General features: G+C 65.3%; 16 protein-coding genes. 7 read left to right on the top strand and 9 right to left on the bottom strand.

Annotation, left to right across the window (positions count from 1 at the left end; all coding sequences use genetic code 11):
* Positions 1-10: 10 nt before the first annotated feature.
* The 3 genes from IFT54_RS16140 to IFT54_RS16130 form a co-directional block, all read right to left on the bottom strand.
* Positions 11-1,519, bottom strand: a complete 1,509-nt coding sequence (locus tag IFT54_RS16140) for an ATPase domain-containing protein (protein WP_056680741.1) — start codon at positions 1,517-1,519, stop codon at positions 11-13.
* A 171-nt stretch (positions 1,520-1,690) separates the two neighbouring features.
* Complete coding sequence (locus IFT54_RS16135; RefSeq protein WP_192071369.1) at positions 1,691-3,499, bottom strand: DUF885 domain-containing protein; 1,809 nt, start codon at positions 3,497-3,499, stop codon at positions 1,691-1,693.
* A gap of 66 nt (positions 3,500-3,565) precedes the next feature.
* Positions 3,566-3,769 carry a DUF5818 domain-containing protein gene (locus IFT54_RS16130; RefSeq protein WP_192071368.1) on the bottom strand — a complete coding sequence of 68 codons (204 nt, stop codon included), beginning with the start codon at positions 3,767-3,769 and terminating at the stop codon, positions 3,566-3,568.
* Between the two features lie 176 nt (positions 3,770-3,945).
* On the opposite strand from IFT54_RS16130, the gene nhaA reads away from it, so the two are divergent.
* Together nhaA and IFT54_RS16120 are read left to right on the top strand one after the other, a co-directional pair.
* Positions 3,946-5,334: a Na+/H+ antiporter NhaA gene (gene nhaA, locus IFT54_RS16125; RefSeq protein WP_192071367.1), complete on the top strand. Its 1,389-nt coding sequence runs from the start codon at positions 3,946-3,948 to the stop codon at positions 5,332-5,334.
* A 63-nt stretch (positions 5,335-5,397) separates the two neighbouring features.
* Positions 5,398-5,709 carry a hypothetical protein gene (locus tag IFT54_RS16120; RefSeq protein ID WP_192071366.1) on the top strand — a complete coding sequence of 104 codons (312 nt, stop codon included), beginning with the start codon at positions 5,398-5,400 and terminating at the stop codon, positions 5,707-5,709.
* A gap of 461 nt (positions 5,710-6,170) precedes the next feature.
* On the opposite strand, the gene IFT54_RS16115 is transcribed toward IFT54_RS16120, so the two are convergent.
* Complete coding sequence (locus tag IFT54_RS16115; RefSeq protein WP_031396615.1) at positions 6,171-6,419, bottom strand: DUF2171 domain-containing protein; 249 nt, start codon at positions 6,417-6,419, stop codon at positions 6,171-6,173.
* 56 nt (positions 6,420-6,475) lie between these two features.
* Between IFT54_RS16115 and IFT54_RS16110 the strand changes: the two genes are divergently transcribed.
* Genes IFT54_RS16110 through IFT54_RS16090 form a run of 5 tightly spaced genes read left to right on the top strand, consistent with a single transcriptional unit; the run spans position 6,476 to position 9,316 of the window.
* Positions 6,476-6,679, top strand: a complete 204-nt coding sequence (locus IFT54_RS16110; RefSeq protein ID WP_031396614.1) for a hypothetical protein — start codon at positions 6,476-6,478, stop codon at positions 6,677-6,679.
* A complete protein-coding gene (locus IFT54_RS16105; RefSeq protein WP_031396613.1) occupies positions 6,676-6,939 on the top strand; it encodes a hypothetical protein in 264 nt (87 codons plus the stop codon). The genes IFT54_RS16110 and IFT54_RS16105 overlap by 4 nt, the downstream gene beginning before the upstream one ends.
* A gap of 45 nt (positions 6,940-6,984) precedes the next feature.
* Positions 6,985-8,040: a ribonucleotide-diphosphate reductase subunit beta gene (locus tag IFT54_RS16100; RefSeq protein WP_056409090.1), complete on the top strand. Its 1,056-nt coding sequence runs from the start codon at positions 6,985-6,987 to the stop codon at positions 8,038-8,040.
* Entirely contained in the window at positions 8,037-8,531 is a 495-nt protein-coding gene (locus IFT54_RS20780) for a type II toxin-antitoxin system antitoxin SocA domain-containing protein (protein WP_192071365.1), read from the top strand. Before IFT54_RS16100 ends, IFT54_RS20780 begins: the two co-directional genes overlap by 4 nt.
* Entirely contained in the window at positions 8,531-9,316 is a 786-nt protein-coding gene (locus tag IFT54_RS16090) for a hypothetical protein (protein ID WP_192071364.1), read from the top strand. Before IFT54_RS20780 ends, IFT54_RS16090 begins: the two co-directional genes overlap by 1 nt.
* On the opposite strand, the gene IFT54_RS16085 is transcribed toward IFT54_RS16090, so the two are convergent.
* From IFT54_RS16085 to IFT54_RS16065, 5 genes are all read right to left on the bottom strand, one after another.
* Positions 9,313-9,528 carry a hypothetical protein gene (locus tag IFT54_RS16085; protein ID WP_192071363.1) on the bottom strand — a complete coding sequence of 72 codons (216 nt, stop codon included), beginning with the start codon at positions 9,526-9,528 and terminating at the stop codon, positions 9,313-9,315. The genes IFT54_RS16090 and IFT54_RS16085 overlap by 4 nt on opposite strands.
* Before the next feature lie 39 nt (positions 9,529-9,567).
* Positions 9,568-10,332, bottom strand: a complete 765-nt coding sequence (locus IFT54_RS16080) for a thermonuclease family protein (protein ID WP_342354851.1) — start codon at positions 10,330-10,332, stop codon at positions 9,568-9,570.
* A 232-nt stretch (positions 10,333-10,564) separates the two neighbouring features.
* Complete coding sequence (locus tag IFT54_RS16075) at positions 10,565-11,230, bottom strand: hypothetical protein (RefSeq protein ID WP_056409088.1); 666 nt, start codon at positions 11,228-11,230, stop codon at positions 10,565-10,567.
* A 265-nt stretch (positions 11,231-11,495) separates the two neighbouring features.
* Positions 11,496-12,116 (bottom strand): hypothetical protein, encoded by a 621-nt coding sequence (locus IFT54_RS16070; RefSeq protein ID WP_192071362.1) that lies wholly within the window; start codon positions 12,114-12,116, stop codon positions 11,496-11,498.
* A gap of 74 nt (positions 12,117-12,190) precedes the next feature.
* Positions 12,191-12,532, bottom strand: a complete 342-nt coding sequence (locus IFT54_RS16065) for a hypothetical protein (RefSeq protein ID WP_037530490.1) — start codon at positions 12,530-12,532, stop codon at positions 12,191-12,193.
* Positions 12,533-12,591: the final 59 nt, after the last annotated feature.

The following is a 12,591-nucleotide window of genomic DNA, read 5'->3' as shown; positions in this document are numbered from 1 at the left end:
CGCCGGTCGGTCAGGATTCGTCACGGTTCGTCAGCAGGGCGGCGCTGCCCCCATATTCGGGTGTCCCGGTCAGCACGCCGCGAAACCCGGTCAGCTGCGGGCCGACGCGGATCCCGCCGCTGTCGATCCGGAACTCGCGCAAGGTCCCCTCATGCGGACCCATGCGGCGTTTCAGGAACGACATCACCCGCCGGATCGCGCCATCCGCCTCGAAGAACCTGAGCAGCATCACCGAATCCGCCAGATAGGTCAGGTCGACCGGCGACTGCATCGTCCCGATCATCCCGGTCTGCGTCAGCACCAGCAGCCCCAGCACGCCCTGCTGGTTCAGATAGGTCACGACCTCGTGCATCTGCAGCAGCATGTGCTGCTCCTCGGGCATGGCGAGCTGATAGCCCGACAGCGAGTCGAGCACGACCACCGTCGCGCCGACCCGCTCGACCTGGTCGCGGATGATCCCGGTCAGCTCGCCTGGCGACAATTCGCCCGGATCGACCTGGCGGAAACACAGCCGCCCCGCCGCGACATGGTCGCTGAGGTCGAGGTCCATCCCCGCCGCGCGGCGCATGAACACGCGCTCGGTCTCGTCGAAGCTGACGAACAGCGCCTTTTCCCCGCGTTCGAGCGCGGCGAAGACATATTGCAGCGACAGCGTCGTCTTGCCCGATCCCGACGGCCCGATGATCAGTGTCGTCGTCCCGTAATCGAGCCCGCCGCCCGACAGCGTGTCCAGCTCCTCGATCCCGCTCGACGCCAGCCGGTCGACGAAACCGGTATCGGGATGCGCGACCGCGGTCAGCCGTGGAAAGATCTGCAGCCCGCCGCGCCGGATCACGAAGTCGTGGAAGCCGCCGCGAAACGCGCGCGCGCGCATCTTGTACACGCGCAGCCGCCGCCGCTCGGATCCATAGGGCAGCGCGATCTGTTCGAGCCGAACGACGCCGTGCGCCAGGCTGTGCAGGCTGAGATCGTCCTCGGTCTGCGTCAGATCGTCGAGGAACAAGGCGGTGCAGCCACGCTGCGCGAAATAATGCTTGAGCGCGAGCAGCTGCCGGCGGAACCGCAGCGGCCCCTGCGCGAGCAGGCGGATCTCGGACAGGCTGTCGAACACGATCCGCGTCGGCTCGACCTTGCTCACCGCCTCCATCACCATGTTGACCGTCTCGCCGAGTTCGAGATCGGACGAATAGACGATCGATTGTTCGCGATCGACGTCGAGGCTGAGCTCGGGCGGCACCAGCTCGAAGATGTCGACCCCGGTCATGTCCCAGCCATGCGTCCTGGCGACATGGAGCAGCTCGTCACGGCTTTCCGACAGCGTGATGTACAGGCACCGCTCGCCCGCATCGCGCCCGGCGAGCAGGAACTGCAGCCCGAGCGTGGTCTTGCCCGACCCCGGCTCACCCTCGATCAGGTGGACGCGGTTATACGCATAGCCGCCGTCGAGGATGTAGTTCAGCGGGTCGAGGCCGGTCGATACGACGCTCCCGTCGGAGGGTGATGACGGTTCTTGACGCACGCGACATTTCTCCAGGCCAGTCCGGGCGCCGCGCCGGACCATGTCCGGTTCGAGAGCCCCCGCCCAACAACCCCCCGGCAACGCACAAGTTTCCGCTGCGGGATTTTTGCAAAAGTCACCGCGGTCCGGCCGCGTAGGCGGGGGGGCGGCGGGCTGGAGGACTGGGGGGCCTTAAGCCCCCGCCCCCGTCCGGCGCACCACGCGTTCGAGGATCGCGAGCGGCATCGCCCCCTTCAGCAACACCGCATGGAAGTCCTTCGGCGTATATCCCGGCCGCGTCTTCGCCTCGTCGCGCAGGCGGGTCCACACCGTGTGGCCGATCTTGTAGCTGCACGCCTGGCCCGGCCAGACGGTGTAGCGGTCGATCTCGCCCTGGCTGCGGCCGCGCGCGATTCCCGTCGTCGCGATCAGGTAATCGGTCGCCTTTTCGCGGCTCCAGCGTTTCGCGTGCATCCCGCTGTCGACCACCAGCCGCGTCGCGCGGAACAGCAGCGACTGGAGATAGCCGACCTGCCCCAGCGGATCGCCCTCGTACATCCCCATTTCGTCGGCGAGCTGTTCGGCATAGAGCGCCCAGCCCTCCGAATAGCCGCTGAAGAAGCCGCGCCGGCGGATCAGCGGGATCTGCTCGCTTTCGAGCGCGAGGCTGACCTGGAGATGATGCCCCGGCACCGCCTCGTGATGCGTCAGCGTGGCGAGCCCGAATTTGGGCCGGTCGAACGTGTCGCGCAGGTTGATATAGTAGATCGCCGGCCGCGACCCGTCGAGCGAGGCGTTCTGGTAATAGCCGCCCGGCGCGCCCGCCTGGATCGTCGGCGGCACGCGGCGCACCTCGACCGGCGCCTTGGGCAGGCTCGCGAACGCCTCGGGCAGCCGTGCCTGCATCGCGACGATCTGCCGGTTGAGATGCGCGAGCAGCGCGTCACGGCCCGCATCGGTGTTGGGATAGAGCTGGTCGGGCCGCTTGTTGAGCGCCACCAGCCGCTCGCCGACGGTCCCTTGCGTCATCCCCTGCGTCTTCAGGATGCCGTCGATCCGCGCGCCGATCTCGGCGACCTGCGCGAGGCCCAGCCGGTGGATCTCGTCCCCGCTCATCGCCACCGTCGTCGCGGCCTCCGCCGCCGCGGCATAATAGGCGTCGCCATCGGGCAGCCGCCAGCAGCCCGCATCGTGCACCGCCTTGGTGCGCAGTTCGGCGACCAGCGCACGCTGCCGTTCGAGCGCGGGGCGGACGTCGCGCTCGACGATCGCGGTCGCGCGCGCGACGCGGTCGTCGGGCAGCCCCGCGGCCTTCAGCTTGGTGGCGAAACTCGTCACCATCACGCTCTGCGCGGCCGCGCCCTCCATCGCGCTGCCCAGCTGTTTCAGCGTCGTGTCGAGGATATAATCGGGCGCGAACACGCCGCGCGCCGCGTCGCTGCGCTGCTGCTCGCTGCTGTCGTCGATCGCCTTGGGCAGCGCGGACAGTCGCTGCAGATACGCATCCGCCTCGCCCGCATCGCGCACCCGCGTCTGCGATTCGAGGAAATCGGGCACGTCGCGATACGGCCCGGTCAGCTGGCTCAGCACATAGGGCGCGAACCGCCCGAGGCTGCTGCCATAGGTGAACCGCTTCGCGCCCGCGACCGCGCGCGTCAGCTGATAGGTCACGATCTCGTGATCGAGCGCGGCGTCGCTCGACAGCCCGCTCGTCCCGAACGCGCGCAGCTCGGCGAGTTCCTTCGTCGCCTGCGCCAGCTCGCGCGCGCGTCCCGCCGCCGACTGGTCGTCGAGCCGCGCCTTCAGGCCGCTGCGCGTCCCCGTGTCGAGCCCCAGCCGCGTCGCCTGTTCGGGCGAGTCGTCGAGCCGCGCATAGAAGAACCGGTCGAGCATCGTGCGCAGCGCCGCGTCGCGCGATCCCGCGGCGGCGGCCCCCTTCAGCGGGACCGCGCCGATGACGGACGCGGCAGCGGCACTCGTTAGAAACCGACGACGATGCATGGACTACTCCCCTGATTCGGGGAGGGTGTAGCATCCGGGCGGTCTCGATCCACCCCGGGCCGGCTTTCAGACGGGCGAGACGCCGTCCGCATTCACCAGGTCGTCGCTGACCAGTGTGCCGACCAGCCGCACGCGCTTCTCGACCAGGTCGACCGGCGTGCGGTGGAGCTCGAGCTCATAGCGCCCGCCCATGTCACGGCGCAGATAGAACGCACCGCCGTCACGGATCAGCGTCCCCGTCTCGTCGATCTTGGTTCCGATGGTCGTCATGGCGCGCGGCCTCCTGCCAGCGGCGATACCGCAGGTGACGCGCGACGCAACCCCCGGCGGCGTCGGTCCGCCGGCAGAAGTGTCCCACGCGCCCAAGGGATACGGCAAGGGATACGACAGGCGGTCTGCACCGTTATACCCGCACGCGCGTCCTGCCGACGCGATCCTGGAACATCATGGCCCTCACCCCCCGTCTCTCCGGCAAGCTGGCGGCGCGCGCGCATCATTCGCCTGCCGCCGCCGGTTTCCTCCACCGCCTCGCACCGTTCTTCGCCGCCGATCAGGTCGTCGGCGGGCCGCTGCTCATCGCCACGATCGTCGCCTTGGTCTGCACCAACCTGCCGATCGCGCATGATTATCAGACGATGTGGGACAGCACGCTCGAAATCCGGCTCGGCAGCTTCCGCGCCGCGCACCCGCTCGCCGACTGGGTGAACGAGGCGCTGTTGCCGCTGTTCTTCCTGATCATCGGCGCGGAGGTGAAGCGCGAATTCACCAAGGGCGCGCTGTCGACCCTGCGCACCGCGATGTTTCCGCTCGCCGGCGCGATCGGCGGGATCCTCGTTCCCGTCGCGGTCTATCTCGCCTTCAACTACGGCACAGAAGCCGCGAGCGGCTGGGGCACCGTCATCACCTCCGACACCGCGTTCGCGCTCGCGATCATCGGCATGTTCGCGACCCGGCTGCCCGTGTCGATCCGCGCGGTGCTGCTGGCGTTTGCCGCGATCGACGATGTCGGCGGGCTGCTCGTCATCGCGGTCGCCTATACCGGCACGCTGGTCGTGCCGATGCTCGTCGTCGCGGCGGTCGCCTATGTCGCGATCTTCGTGCTGCTGCGGCTGAAGCTCGTCTCGCCCATCCCCTATGTGCTGCTCGGGCTGATCGTCTGGGCGGGCGTCTATGCGTCTGGCATCCATGCGACGATCGCCGGCGTGATGCTCGGGCTGTTGTCGCCGACCCAGTCGCGGCTGTCCGAACGCCGCTTCGCCGAGCGCGTTCAGGCCCCGATCGACCGTTTCAAGCAGGCGGTCGACGAGGCGGAGTCGGGCGACCCCGAGGAAAACGAGGAAATCCAGCGCAAGGCGCAGCAACAGCTCGGCTATATCCAGGAAATGACCGAGGCGACCGACGAACCCGCCGAACGTCTCGTCCAGATGCTCAACCCCTGGGTGTCCTATGTCGTCCTGCCGCTGTTCGCGCTGTCGGCGGTGCGGATCCACTTCTCGTCCGACCTGCTCGCCGACGCCGCGGGATCGCTGCTCGGGATCGGCGTGTTCGCCGGGCTCGCGTTCGGCAAGCCGCTCGGTTTCGTCACCGCGACGTGGCTGGCGGTCAAGGCGGGCGCCGCCGAACTGCCCGACGCGGTCACCTGGCGGATGGTGCTCGCGATCGGCGCCTTGTCGGGGATCGGCTTCACCATCTCGCTGTTCATCGCCAATCTCGCCTTTCCCGATGCGCAGCGGACCGAAATGGCCTCGCTCGCGGTGCTCGCCGCGTCGCTCGCCTCGGGCGCGCTCGGCTATGTCCTTCTCCGCACCGCCGCGGCGCGGACCGAGGCCGGCTGAGCACGGAACCTCCGCCGGCCACCGGGCGCTTCCATTGGGTTCTCGCGTGATGGAGGTATGACGATGACCGAAGCCTATTGGGGCGACACGACGCCGCCCGACATCGACTGGCGGATGAGCGCCGCGCTCGAAAACGTACCCCGCGGCGACACCGACGTCGCCGAGGTCACCAGCCTCGAGACCGCGGTCCGCACCTGGACCACGCTCGATCCCGAGCACCGGCGCGCCGCGACGCTGACGCCCGAGCATGCGCTCCAGATCGGGCCCGAGGGCGCGGTCCGGCACTTCACCGGCGACGCGATTGCAGCACTCGCCGCACTGCTCCCGACCGCCGGTCGCGCGGCCCCGGTCGACGACGACCCCGAAGCCGCCTGATCGCGTCGTTTCGGGGCCCGGACAACGCCTGTCCGGCCCCGAAACCCGCGGAATTCCGCGGCCCGGCGGGGGTCTCGACCACCCGACCGCCTCCCGACGCCCGATCCCGTATCTGGTGTCGAAACGCGCCCGACCACACCATCCCTAGGTGCAAGTCGGATAATTCGCGGCTCTTATCGAAATAAGTGCATAGCGATATCCGGCCCGATCATGTAGATAAATGGCGTCACGCAGCGCCGCCCATCGGCGACGCCGGGCCCAGCTAGGACGGAGACGACATGCGCAGCAAATCGCACTCTGCCGCCGGGCGGACACTGGCCGACGCCACCCCAATTCGGGTGCCCTGTGCCACGGCCCGCAGCCGTGCATGCATGACGCAGAAAGGGCGCCCCGGATCGCTCCGGAACGCCCCTGTCGTGCACTCGGCGCGCCCCCTCCGCTCGGGAGAGGGCGCCGCGCGGTTACTCGCTCTCTTCGAACGTCAGCGCGTTTGCGCCGGTCGCGCTCAGGCGGACCTTGTCACCCTCGATCTCGGCGACGAGACCGAGCGAGATGTAGTGATGCTTGGCGCCCTGCCCGTCCTGCGACTGCGGCGAATCATTCTTGGTCAGCTTGATGCGGTCGCCGTCGACATGATCGACGGTACCGACATGAACGCCGTCCGCGCCGATGACTTCAGCGTGTTCCTTGATCTGGGTTGCGTCGACCATTTTGCGTCTCCTGTGGTGGGTCCGGGTGCAGAACGCGCGTCTCGGGCATTGGTCGCATGACCTATGGCAGCGCCATCATGTTTGTCGTCGCGGCCCTGCTCGGGATCATCGGCGTCGCGATGCTGTTGCGGCTGCGCAGCCCCGATGTCAGCGACAAGCAGGTCTATGCCTTCCGGATGATCGGCATCATGCTCACCTCGGGCGCGATCGTGCTCGCGCTGTCGGCGGGTGCGATGTGGCAATGGACGCTCGAATCGTGAACACGCTCGTCCTGATCCTCGCGGTCGTCGGCATCTGCGCGGCGAACATGATCCTCGGCCGTCACTGGAGCCGGCTCGACCATAATCCCTGGTCGGGCGACTTTCGCGGCGAGACCTTCTGGGGTCCGACGCCCGGCTGGAACCCCGGCGCGCTCGACATCGGCAAGATCCGCCAGCGCGGCCGCGTGCTGATGATCGCCGCACCGATCGCGTCGCTGCTGTTCCTCGTCGTCGTCATCACCAGTTCAAGCCGTTTCTAGCTTCACCAGTTTCCTCAATTTCCCAAATTTGTCCCGGAGTATCCCATGTCCCTCCTCGAAGCCCGCAAGCAGTACAAGCCGTTCGAATATCCCTGGGCGTTCGAATTCTGGAAGCGCCAGCAGCAGCTCCACTGGCTCCCCGAGGAAGTGCCCCTGGGTGAGGATTGCCGCGACTGGGCGCAGAAGCTCAGCGACCACGAGCGCAACCTGCTGACGCAGATCTTCCGCTTCTTCACCCAGGCCGATGTCGAGGTGCAGGATTGCTACCACGAGAAATACGGCCGCGTGTTCAAGCCGACCGAGATCAAGATGATGCTGGCCGCGTTCAGCAACATGGAGACGGTGCACATCGCCGCCTACAGCCATCTGCTCGACACCATCGGCATGCCCGAGAGCGAATATGGCGCCTTCCTCGAATATGCCGAGCTGAAGGACAAGCATGATTACATGCAGAGCTTCGGCGTCGACAATGACGAGGATATCGCGCGCACGCTCGCGATGTTCGGCGGCTTCACCGAGGGCGTCCAGCTCTTCGCCTCGTTCGCGATGCTGATGAACTTCCCGCGCTTCAACAAGATGAAGGGCATGGGCCAGATCGTCACCTGGTCGATCCGCGACGAGTCCCTGCACTGCGAGGGCATCATCAAGATGTTCCACACCTTCTGCGCCGAGCGTCAGTGCCTGACCAAGGCGGTCAAGGACGACATCGCCGACGTCTGCCAGACGACGATCCGGCTTGAGGACAACTTCATCGATCTCGCCTTCGAAATGGGTCCGGTCAACGGCATGACCCCCAAGGAGATCAAGAAGTATATCCGCTTCATCGCCGACTGGCGCATGACGCAGCTCGGCCTGAAGCCGATCTACATGATCGACGAGCACCCGCTCCCCTGGCTCGCCCCGATGCTCAACGGCGTCGAGCACGCCAACTTCTTCGAACAGCGCGCCACCGAATATTCGAAGGCCGCGACCAAGGGCCAGTGGAACGACGTCTGGGACAGCTTCGACAAGCGCCAGACCGCCAAGAAGGGCCCCGCCGCGAACGAGGACCTCGCCGACGGCGGCGACATGTTCTCGCTGGCTGGGGTTGCGGCGGAGTGACAACAGGGAGTGACCCAAGAGCCGTTGCCAACTTCATTCTCGATGTTGGCGATGCTCTTGGGCACCCCACCTCAAATTTAGTTTTAAACAAGGTAAGCTATTTTCTTCATGGCGCTTATTTAGCCCATTTTGGAAAACCTTTGATTGATGCCAGGATTGAGGCTTGGGACTACGGACCAGTCATTCGTGAAATATATCACGAATTTAAACACTACAAAGAGCGACCTATAAAAAGCAGGGCTCAGCGTATAAATCGCCAAACTGGTGATAAAGAGATATGCAATTATAGTTTTTCAAGTGAAAAGGCTAAGTTTTTACAAGAAATTGCAGCTTCATATTTAGCACTTCGGCCTGGCGCACTTGTAGAGCTTTCTCATGTTCCTGATGGGCCTTGGCATGAGGTTTGGTTTCATAACCACCGGGTGAATCCTGGAATGGAAATATCCAATGATTTGATCATGAGCCACTTTAATAAGAAGGCGAGGCACTGATGCTAAACTTTGATGCAGTGGCAAAAAAGATTCTGCGCCCGCCAAGCGCTCAGAATTGTGCCCGCCTTAACTCGATCGGTGACGAGAGCGAGACCACAAGACTTATCGTGAATTTCGCACTCGGCATTCCACCATTCAATTACATATCAGCAATAAAACAATGCAGCACACATGTGCAATTTGGCCTTAGTTTAGAGACAGCAAAAAACGCCGTCCTTCGCTCTGGGTCACCGGCGGGCCGCCAGCAAAATGCAGCATTCGTTGAAGCATTTTTCAACTATGATGAGACCCGCGGCTATTCTCGATTACGTAACGTCGAGAATTTTGACGGTGAATATCGCCTTTCGCGTGATGTACGAGTACCAACCCGGCCGACTTTCACTATACTTGAGAACGGAGAATTAGTTCCCGTATCCTTGTGCGGCTGGAAGTCTTTACCCTTAGATATCGCCCAAATGCGCTTTTGGATGACGATGCTTGAGGAAGGCCTTTACTCTCACGCTGACTATCGAAGGTCTGCGGCAGAAATTGTTTTCCTCCTTGGCAATACCGGCGGAATCGATTCTCCTCGAATTGCGCATGTCATAAAGCGTGGCGATTACACGCTGCTATCTCGTTCTGAGATGCGCGACCAAGCTGACTTATATGTAAAAGCGCAAGCTGCTGCGCTACCGATAGCTAAAGCAATCTGGGAAGAGCGAGAACGAAAACGTAACGATCACGCCATTGATACCATGATCAAACCCGAGATCCACGAACCAACCAGTCCGGGCCTTTTCGACTAAGCGACCACGTATCGCTGTCCAATGGCGACATTAATTTTAACGATCATTCGAAAACCCCGTAGCACTTCATCTGCCGGGATCATCGCGGACCGATCGCGCGCCTGTGCCAGACCGCGCTCGACTTTCGCGCGCTTCCAGCCGTCATAGCCGCGGCCGACCGGCCCATCGTCACCGACTTCCAGCTTTTCCCGCGCCTCGACCTGTGGAGCCATGGCGACGGCATATCAGCGTTTCGGCCTTGCAGTAAGCCCTCAGCACCAGGGCGACCGCTTGCCCCCGCCATAACGCCGCGCCAGCCCCTCGCGGACCAGCGTGTCGCCCAGCGACCGCCCGTCGCGCTGCACCAGCCGCAGTTTCCGCCCATATTTGTCGACATCGCGCTTGATCCGCGTCAGCGTGAACGGCCCGGCATTGAGCAGCGCCTGCATCCGCAGCGTCGCGCGCTGGCCCGCGCGCGCTTCCGCCTTGCAGCGCGGCGGGTGCGTTTCGGGGGTGTCGATATCGGCGATGCGGATCTTGGTGCGGTTCATCCAGAAGGTGTCGCCGTCGACCATGCAGTTGACCCGCTTCGCCCGGCCACAGATCGTGAAGCGCGCCGACACCGCCTTCCCCGCCCCCACCGCGCCGGCCCCAGCGCCAGAACCAGCCCCAGACCCGGCCCCGACGATCAGCCCGCCCGCCGCACCAGCCGCCGCAGCCGCCGCGGTCGCAGCCGCGCTGCCGAGGCCTGCGGCGGACGGCGCGACGTCGGTGGCGGTATCGCGCAGCCGCCCCCAGCCGCCCGGCACGTGAAGCTGACCCGCGGGCCAGGTCACGCCGAATCCGGTCGGCCATTCGACCTTCAGACCCGGCGGGACGAGCGGCGACCAGTCGATCTTGCGCAACGTCGGCACCATCAGCCCGATCAGCACACCGTAGAACACCAGGCGGAGCTGTAGCGCGAGACCCGGACCGCTCCGACGACGGGCGCCACCCGTCCCGCGATTGCCGCTCAGCAACCGCATAAAATCAAACACATACTCCATCGCCTTTCGCGCCTACGCGGCCACGAGTCGATGTCACTCGCCCGTCGACTCACATGCGGCGAAGCGAGTCGGAAATGCGCCAGAACGCATCGGGAACATCAGGAGGACGTCATGGCACCGCCCGACGCCTCTCCACCCGGCCCGGCCGATCCGCGCCGGACACAAAAAAGGGCGGGGTGCGATCGCTCGCACCCCGCCCGATTTCACGTACCTAAGCCAAGGCTCAGAAGTGCGTGACGATACCCAGCATCGGGCGGAAGCTCTGCGCGTCGCCGAAGGTGTTGACCTCGGCGCGGATGCGGAAGCCCGCGTTGCCGGTGATGCCCTTCAGGCCGATGCTCTGCGGACCGACTTCGGCGCCGATGCCGTAGGTGATCGCGCTATAGTCGCGGTTCGTGTTGGGAACCGTGTTCGACAGGCCCGAGAAATGGTCGAAGTTGACCCACTGGTAGCCGACCTTGCCGTAGATCAGGCCGCTGTCGCCAGCGCGGAGACCGAAACGGCCTGCTGCGCCATACTGCCAGTCGATGTTGCCATCGATGCCCTTGATCACGTTACCTTCTGCGCCGACGAAGACCGGGCCCAGCGGAACGTTGACGCCCAGGACGCCCTGAACGAGCGAACCCGAGGGCTTGTAGCCGCGACGCAGCGTGCCGTTGGCGTTCAGCGCCTGCGGGATGCCGTGGCCGGCTTCGTTGTCGAACTGCTCCCAACCGCCCATGACGCCGAAATACGGCTCGATCCCGAAGGCCTTCGAGCCGTCCGGTGCAGCGGCTTCGCCGGGCGCTGCGCTGTTGTCGGTGGGGGCAGGAGCCGACATGTCCTGCGCGAACGCCGGAGCGGCGAGGGCGGCTGCTGCGATGGCGACTGCGATGGAAAGCTTACGCATATTCGAATGACCTTCTTGTTTCGTTCTGGGTCCCGCCGCCCCGGACAACCCGTGGCGCGTGACACTCAGGCCCTCCAAACAGGTCGATGACGAAAATGTTGCACCGCCGTGCGTCGATTTCGGGAACAATCGCCGGCTGTGGCAAGATGGCAACGGTTTCTGACGGTCGGATGAACGAACAGAGGCGAAACCGCGGCCATCATGGCGGCTTCGTGGCTTTTCCCGGGCGGCGGCAAGACGCTACGGATAGCCGGGTTTCAGCGGCTTAGCGGCGTCCGGGCGCGCTGTTGGCGGGCGCGCGCGGTGGCGGGATCACCGGGTCGACCGACGTGGATTCGATCCGCCAGAGATGTGCCTCGGCGCTCGCGGTCTCGATCCCGTCATTGACGCGGTGCAGCAGAACCATCCCGTCATCGGCAAAGCGCGTCCCGTCAGTCAGCGTCCCCGTCACGCGCACCGGCACCGAGATGTGCAGCTGGCCCGCGCCTGCATCGACGCTGCCCGGCGCGGCAATGCTCGCATCATAACGTGCGTAGCGCGCGAAGCGGTTCGCAAACCCCGCCCGGTCGAGCGTCGAGGATTCGCCGTCGCGACACCAGAGCGCGCGCGCCCCGGCAAAATCATGCGCCGCGATCCGCTGGTAATAGCGCCGGACCACCGCCGCCGCCGCCTCGGGCAGGGTCTCGGGCGCCGCCGCCGCGATCTTGGTGGTGCCGACGGGATGCCGGCCGGGGCGGCTGTCCGCCGCATAACGCGCGATGTTCTGTTGCGCGCGCGCCGCCGCCGCGGTCACGTCGAGCTGCTGCTGCTTTGGGTCCGAGCAGCCGCCCAGGCCGCATCCCAGAAGGATCGGCATCACGCCGCCGGTTGCGATCACGATACGCACGCGCGCCTCCTACATCGAAGCGGAGACGCGCGTGTGGGGATCGCTGCCGCACGCGCGTCGGGGGATCGCAGGGATCAGGGCTTCAGCGCGACGTCGTCGGCATCGTCCAGCTCGTCATCGTCGATGCTGCCATCGTCGAGCTCGTCCTGGACGTCGTCCTCGTCGATATCATCCTCGTCCATCGTCACGGTCGAATCGGTCTGGCCGACCGCTTCCGAATCCATGTCGATGTCGTCGATCGGCTCGTCCTCGTCGTCGTCCGTGCCCAGATCGGGGCTCAGATCGGTGACGATCGCGCCGTCGACCGGGCCGCTGCGCGTCGCCTCGAGGATCTCGGCGCGCTGGCTCTCGTCATAGCCGTCCTCGTCATACCCGTCGTCGCCCGTGCCCATGCCGGGAACCTGATGTCCGCCCATGCTATCGCTCCTGCTCAGGCCGCGTCGTGCGGTCTCGCGTCAAGGAACGGCGGGCACGC

Origin of the sequence: Sphingomonas sp. CFBP 13714, from assembly GCF_014842205.1 — a bacterium.
Taxonomy (GTDB): domain Bacteria; phylum Pseudomonadota; class Alphaproteobacteria; order Sphingomonadales; family Sphingomonadaceae; genus Sphingomonas; species Sphingomonas aerolata.
This window is presented reverse-complemented; position numbering and strand designations above follow the sequence as displayed.

What these genes read in the sequence shown, in the direction of transcription:
- IFT54_RS16120 (WP_192071366.1), top strand. Translation starts at nt 5,398, where the DNA reads ATGACCGAAGCCTATTGGGGCGACACGACGCCGCCCGACATCGACTGG.
- IFT54_RS16115 (WP_031396615.1), bottom strand. Translation starts at nt 6,419, where the DNA reads ATGGTCGACGCAACCCAGATCAAGGAACACGCTGAAGTCATCGGCGCG.
- IFT54_RS16090 (WP_192071364.1), top strand. Translation starts at nt 8,531, where the DNA reads ATGCTAAACTTTGATGCAGTGGCAAAAAAGATTCTGCGCCCGCCAAGC.
- IFT54_RS16085 (WP_192071363.1), bottom strand. Translation starts at nt 9,528, where the DNA reads ATGGCTCCACAGGTCGAGGCGCGGGAAAAGCTGGAAGTCGGTGACGAT.
- IFT54_RS16135 (WP_192071369.1), bottom strand. Translation starts at nt 3,499, where the DNA reads ATGCATCGTCGTCGGTTTCTAACGAGTGCCGCTGCCGCGTCCGTCATC.
- IFT54_RS16130 (WP_192071368.1), bottom strand. Translation starts at nt 3,769, where the DNA reads ATGACGACCATCGGAACCAAGATCGACGAGACGGGGACGCTGATCCGT.
- IFT54_RS16100 (WP_056409090.1), top strand. Translation starts at nt 6,985, where the DNA reads ATGTCCCTCCTCGAAGCCCGCAAGCAGTACAAGCCGTTCGAATATCCC.
- nhaA (WP_192071367.1), top strand. Translation starts at nt 3,946, where the DNA reads ATGGCCCTCACCCCCCGTCTCTCCGGCAAGCTGGCGGCGCGCGCGCAT.
- IFT54_RS16065 (WP_037530490.1), bottom strand. Translation starts at nt 12,532, where the DNA reads ATGGGCGGACATCAGGTTCCCGGCATGGGCACGGGCGACGACGGGTAT.
- IFT54_RS16075 (WP_056409088.1), bottom strand. Translation starts at nt 11,230, where the DNA reads ATGCGTAAGCTTTCCATCGCAGTCGCCATCGCAGCAGCCGCCCTCGCC.
- IFT54_RS16110 (WP_031396614.1), top strand. Translation starts at nt 6,476, where the DNA reads ATGACCTATGGCAGCGCCATCATGTTTGTCGTCGCGGCCCTGCTCGGG.